At 69.1% G+C, this 4976-nt stretch carries 4 protein-coding genes; 2 read left to right on the plus strand and 2 right to left on the minus strand.

The annotated features are described in order from the left end of the window. Positions 1-490: 490 nt before the first annotated feature. A complete protein-coding gene (locus OTB19_RS41520; protein WP_267804050.1) occupies positions 491-1237 on the minus strand; it encodes an anti-sigma factor in 747 nt (248 codons plus the stop codon). Next, positions 1234-1818 (minus strand): ECF RNA polymerase sigma factor SigK, encoded by a 585-nt coding sequence (gene sigK / locus OTB19_RS41525; protein WP_267804051.1) that lies wholly within the window; start codon positions 1816-1818, stop codon positions 1234-1236. Before sigK ends, OTB19_RS41520 begins: the two co-directional genes overlap by 4 nt. Before the next feature lie 382 nt (positions 1819-2200). Here sigK and OTB19_RS41530 point away from each other — a divergent pair, with 382 nt between their 5' ends. Next, positions 2201-3784 carry a molybdopterin-dependent oxidoreductase gene (locus OTB19_RS41530; RefSeq protein WP_267804052.1) on the plus strand — a complete coding sequence of 528 codons (1584 nt, stop codon included), beginning with the start codon at positions 2201-2203 and terminating at the stop codon, positions 3782-3784. 96 nt (positions 3785-3880) lie between these two features. After that, positions 3881-4528, plus strand: coding sequence for a fasciclin domain-containing protein (locus OTB19_RS41535; protein WP_267804053.1), 648 nt, complete (start codon positions 3881-3883; stop codon positions 4526-4528). Positions 4529-4976: the final 448 nt, after the last annotated feature.

The following is a 4976-nucleotide window of genomic DNA, read 5'->3' on the forward strand; positions in this document are numbered from 1 at the left end:
ACCCCCGAGGACGCACTCGACACCGCCTGCCACCTCCACCTCACCGGTCTCGACACCTGACACGGGCAAGCGCACGCCAAGCCCGACGTCAACCCCCGAAGGATTTACGACGCAGACCACTAAGTCCACTCAGATGCCGCACACCTCTCGGCTGTCCGGGCGCAGCTGCTCGACGGGCGGACGATGTGATCGCGACCCGGGCAGAGGGGCGGCCGCGTGCCGGGGCCGGCCCTGGCTCCGGGGTGTATCGCTGGTATCGATTCCACCGTCGGGCCAGACGCGATGAAGGATCCCGTCCGCCGCTGCGGGATGGCACCGGGGATGGCATCGCTCGGTCCCAGCCCCCTCGCCGGAACCGGGCGGCCTCGGCCGACGACCGACGCCACAAGAACCGTGCTCGCGGCCGAGGGCGCCAGAGCACAGGGGCCGACCGAGCCCCCGCCCGGTGCGCCGCGTACGCGTTGCCAGCCCCTGCTGCCCGCTGTCCAGGTCAGGCGGGAAGGGAGAGGAGGACCAGGGGGCTGGTGGTGGGCTGGGCGGAGCCGCCTGCAGGTTCGAGGGTGAGGCCGACGGCCAGGGCCTGGCCGGGATCTCCCTGCATGAGGACGGAGCCGTCGCCAGGGATGAGACCGGCGGGGCGCATGGTGCCGTGGTCGTCGAACCACAGCTGGTAGGTCCGTCCCGCGGGAGCCGGGGAGAGCCCTGAGGCGAGGAACACGGCCTGGTTCAGGCGGGCAGAGGTCACGACAGAAGCGGAAGCCCCCGTGCTGGTGCGCCCACGGGTCGTCCGGGCGTCGGGGGAAGCCATCACAGCGGTCATGTCCTGGACCTGCTGGCCGGCGCGCTGGGCCTGCGTGCGGGCCTGGTCCGTCTGCTGGTGCTGCCAGAGGGCGACACCGCCGAACCCGGCGGCGGCGACGATGCCGGCCGCGACCACGAACGCCCCGGCCCTGCGGGTGAGACGTGTGGTGAGGCGGACCGATGGGAGGAGTAGGGGGCGCGCCGGCAACTGCCGGACACCGTCGATTCGGTTCAGGACGACCTGTCGCATCGCGACGGGCACGGGCAGGCTCACTGCTGCGGCCAGACGTGCCGCCGTGGCAGCGAACTCGCCGACCTCCTGGTGACAGCCTTCGCAGTGTTCAAGGTGCGCGGTGAACGCGCGGAGTTCCTCACCGGTGAGCGCGTCGAGTGCGTACGCACCGGTGAGGGTGTGCAGTTCTGCTTCGTGTTTCATGTGGTCACCCCCATGCAGTCGCGCAGCCGGATCAGTCCGTCGCGCATTCGGGTCTTGATGGTCGGAAGCGGGGACCGCAGTTCTTCTGCGACCTCGCGGTAGGTCAGTCCCCCGTAGTAGGCCAGGGTCACCGCTCGGCGCTGGAGCTCGGTCAGACCGCGCAGACAGCGCCGTACCTGCTCGCTGTCCAGGCGGGTCTCGACCTCCTCGGCGACTTCGTCGAAGGGCCGCATCTGGTCGCGTACACCTGTGGCGTGCTCACGGTTGGCGGCTGCCTGGGCGGACCGGACGCGGTCCACAGCCCGTCGGTGGGCGATGGTCGCCACCCAGGTCATGACGGTGCCCTGTTCGGGGCGGTAGCGGGCGGCCTGACGCCATACGTCGATCATCACCTCCTGTGCCACCTCCTCCGATTGGGCCCGGTCCCGGACGACTTTGACGGCGATCCCGAAGACGGTGGCGGCGACCGCGTCGTAGAGAACGGAGAAGGCGTCCTTGTCGCCCTGGCTCACCCGCCCCATCACCTCTTGCAGCTGCTGGCCGACGGGATCGTGGCCGCGGGATCGCTGGGGCTGGGTCATCGGCGTCCTGCCCCGTGCCGCCAAGTGCCTTGCTGCGGAACGGCCGTGCACGGGCCGCACCCGCCTTCATGCCTCGATGTCATCAACAGCTCTTTCGCCGCGAGAAGAGCCGGCCCCTCAGGGGCCGGCCATGTTCCTCCGCTGTCTTACCGCTTCTTCGGAGCGGGCATATGTGCGGATTGCCCTGAGCAGCTACCCCGCACCTGGGTTGCCATCCCTTCGAGTGTTCCCGGCGCCGACCGCCCCACAGCTCGACGAGCGGTAGTGAGGCAGACAGACCGGTGCGGGCAGCTTGGCCGACACCCCTATCCGCCGCGCCCGCCCAGGCGCGGAAAACCAGTTGAACGTAGAAGCGACCAATCCGCCGGACGGACCACAGCGAATGGGCATTGTGAGCAGCTTCCGCAAGTCCCTAGCCCGCAGCGCACTGGGCGCCGTGTCCGGTCTGCTGGCCGGGTACACGGCGCTGGCGGTGGCCGAGCTCGTGGCTTCCCTGGTCCGGCCGCAGGCCGGGCCGGTGACCGTCGTGGGCGGCGCCGCCATCGACCGCACGCCGGCCGCGGTCAAGGACTTCGCGATCCGCACGTTCGGCGAGAACGACAAAGTCGTCCTCCAACTCGGCATCCTCGCCGTCCTCGGCCTCCTCGGCGTCATCCTCGGCAGCGTCTCCCTGCGCTACCGGCGGGCCGGAGCCGCGGGTGTTCTGATCTTCGGTGTGATCGGCGCGGCCGCCGCACTGAGCAGGCCCGACACCCAAGGCGTCGCGGACGCACTGCCCTCTGTGGCCGGCGCCCTCGCGGGCGCCGCCGTCCTCTACCTCCTGGCCGGGAAACTGAACTCCGGCAGCTCACCCGCCGGTGCGGAGACCGCCGGAGGAGGCTGGTCGAGGCGGGGCTTCCTCACCGCGGCCTCCGTCACCGCAGTCGCCGCAACCGGCGCCGGAGCCGTGGGACGCGCGCTCATCGGCAAGAGCGGCCAGGGCGCCACCGCCTCCAGGGCCGCGATCACCCTGCCCGCGCCCGCCTCCGCCGCCCCCGCGCTCCCGGCCGGAGCGCAGCTCAAGGTGGAGGGGATCAGCGCCTTCACCACCTCGAACAAGGACTTCTACCGCGTCGACACCGCGCTCGTCGTCCCCAAGGTCGACGCGGACACCTGGAGGCTTCGCATCCGCGGCAAGGGCGTCACCCGCCCGCGCACCTACACCTTCCAGGAACTCCTGAACCGGCCCCTCATCGAGCGGGACATCACCTTGACCTGCGTCTCCAACGAGGTCGGCGGCCCCTACATCGGCCACGCCCGCTGGCTCGGAGTACGCCTGGACGACCTGCTCAAGGAGTGCGGCGTCAAGGCACCCTCCCAGGGCGGCAAAGCAGACCAGCTGGTCGCCCGTTCGGTCGACGGCATGACGCTCGGCTCACCGGTCGAAGACGTGATGGACGGCCGCGACGCGATCCTGGCCGTCGGGATGAACGGCGAACCCCTGCCCTTCGACCACGGCTTCCCCGTCCGCATGCTCGTCCCCGGTCTCTACGGGTACGTGTCGGCCTGCAAGTGGATCCAGGAGATCGAGCTCACCACCTTCGATTCCTACGACCCGTACTGGGTCAAGCGCAAGTGGGCCCGCAAGGCGCCCATCAAGACCCAAGCCCGCATCGACACCCCCAAGCCCTTTGGCCGGCCCACGGGCGAGCTGGTGACGGTGGCCGGCGTCGCCTGGGCCCAGCACCGCGGCATCGACCGCGTCGAAGTCCGGGTCGACGACGGCCCCTGGCAGACCGCCGACCTCGCCCCCCAGGCGAACAAGGACACCTGGCGCCAGTGGTCCTTCCCCTGGAAGCCGACACCGGGCGGCCACAACCTCACCGTCCGTGCCACTGACGGCACCGGCCAGGTCCAGACCGAAGAACGCACAAGGACCATCCCCGACGGCGCCAGCGGCTGGCACAGCGTCTTCGTCACCACGTAAAACCCCGGCCGGTAACGACCAAGGCTCTTCGCCGCGGCCCCAGCCTCGCATCTCACCCTTTGCGTATTTCTGAGAACACAACAGGAGATTTTGATCATGTCGAACACCCTGCGTTTCCGTCGTACCGCTCTCGCCGTCGCCACGGCCGCCGTCCTGCCCTTCGCCCTTGCCGCCTGCTCCGACTCCGGGAGCGACTCGGCCTCCTCCGACAAGAGCAGCGAAGCTCCCGCCGCCTCCCAGCCGGCTACCCCGGATGCTTCGATGGCGATGGACAAGCCGTTCGGCCCGGCCTGTTCGGGCGTCCCCGCCGACGGCGCGGGCTCCTTCGACGGCATGGCCAAGGACCCTGTCGCCACCGCCGCCTCCAACAACCCGGCCCTGTCCACGCTGGTCACCGCCGTCAAGCAGGCCGGCCTGGTCGACACTCTCAACAACGCCAAGGACATCACCGTCTTCGCCCCGACCAACGACGCCTTCGCCAAGATCCCGAAGGCCGACCTGGACAAGGTCCTCGCCGACAAGGCCATGCTCACCAAGATCCTCACCTACCACGTCGTCGGTGAGAAGCTCACCCCGAAGCAGCTGGAGAACGGCTCCTTCGACACCCTGGAGAAGACCAAGCTCACCACCAGCGGCTCCGGCGAGGCCTACAAGGTCAACGACACCTCCAACGTCGTCTGCGGCAACGTCAAGACCGCCAACGCCAACGTCTACATCGTCGACACCGTCCTCATGCCGAAGTAACCCCAACAGGCACGGCTGGACGGTAACGGCTGTGGACCTGCCCTCACGGGGCAGGTCCACAGCCGTGAACCTGCCTGTAGTCGACAGATTGCATGCCTGCATGGCGAATGCGTCCCGGCACGCAAACAGACTGTCGCCCTGCGTCACGCTCGCCGAGCCGACCTCTCCGCCCCTCACCGAGACATCTCAGACCCTCGCACACGCCCGCACCCGCCTTGGTCAGCGACGCCCTGCGAAGCACCCTTCGAGCTGCGGAGCGAAACTTCGACAAATCCTTCAGATTCCGGCTACGGCGTCAGCATGCACAGGAGCACGGAAGCAATGAGCCTCGATCCACCGCGTGATCTTTGATCACGCGGTGTGATTGCTTTTGTGGTGGGTTTCCGGATTCGGGCAGGCCGGTATCCCGGGTGGCCGTCCCGGTGGCGGGTTCTCCGAGGTTCTTTCT

The organism is Streptomyces sp. H27-H5, from assembly GCF_026627505.1.
GTDB lineage: Bacteria > Actinomycetota > Actinomycetes > Streptomycetales > Streptomycetaceae > Streptomyces.